Source organism: Mesorhizobium sp. CNPSo 4684 (assembly GCF_057784315.1).
This window is the reverse complement of record NZ_JBWLUX010000091.1, coordinates 1-1,037: the sequence shown is the minus strand read 5'-3', so window position 1 is coordinate 1,037 and position 1,037 is coordinate 1. Positions and strand designations below refer to the sequence as shown.

Here is a 1,037-nt window from a genome sequence, read left to right as displayed (position 1 = left end):
TCCGTGCCTTCCGGCAGCGACACGATGCCGGTCACGTCGGTCGTGCGGAAGTAGAACTGCGGACGGTAGTTGGTGAAGAACGGCGTGTGACGGCCACCTTCGTCCTTGGTCAGGATGTAGGCTTCGGCCACGAACTTCTTGTGCGGCTTCACCGTGCCCGGCTTGGCCAGAACCTGGCCGCGCTCGACACCTTCACGGTCAACGCCGCGCAGCAGCGCGCCGATGTTGTCGCCGGCCTGGCCCTGGTCGAGCAGCTTGCGGAACATTTCAACGCCCGTGCAGGTCGTCTTGGTCGTCGGACGGATGCCGATGATTTCCAGTTCCTCGCCGACCTTGACCACGCCACGCTCGACGCGGCCGGTCACGACCGTGCCACGGCCCGAGATCGAGAACACGTCTTCGATCGGCATCAGGAACGGCTTGTCCAGCGGACGAACCGGCGTCGGGATGTAGGCGTCGACCTGAGCCATCAGCTCGCGGATCGCGTCTTCACCGATGGTCTTGTTCGAATCTTCAAGAGCAGCCAGCGCCGAGCCCTTGACGATCGGAATGTCGTCGCCGGGGAACTCGTTCTTCGACAGAAGCTCGCGAACCTCGAGCTCGACCAGTTCGAGCAGTTCGGCGTCGTCGACCTGGTCGACCTTGTTGAGGAACACAACGATCGACGGCACGCCGACCTGACGGGCAAGCAGGATGTGCTCGCGGGTCTGCGGCATCGGGCCGTCGGCAGCCGAAACCACCAGGATCGCGCCGTCCATCTGCGCGGCGCCGGTGATCATGTTCTTCACATAGTCGGCGTGGCCGGGGCAGTCGACATGGGCGTAGTGGCGGTTGGCCGTCTCGTATTCGACGTGAGCCGTCGAAATGGTGATGCCGCGGGCCTTCTCTTCGGGCGCCGCATCGATCTGGTCGTAGCGCTTGTATTCGCCAAAATACTTCGTGATCGCCGCCGTCAGCGACGTCTTGCCATGGTCAACGTGACCAATCGTGCCGATGTTCACATGAGGCTTAGTGCGCTCGAATTTACCTTTTGCCAT

1 protein-coding gene is annotated in these 1,037 nt (G+C 62.6%); it reads right to left on the bottom strand.

Annotated elements, in window-relative coordinates; all coding sequences use genetic code 11:
• Positions 1-1,037, bottom strand: a 1,037-nt coding sequence (gene tuf / locus AC04SG_RS32805) for an elongation factor Tu (RefSeq protein ID WP_488554395.1), incomplete at its 3' end; no start/stop codon positions are given.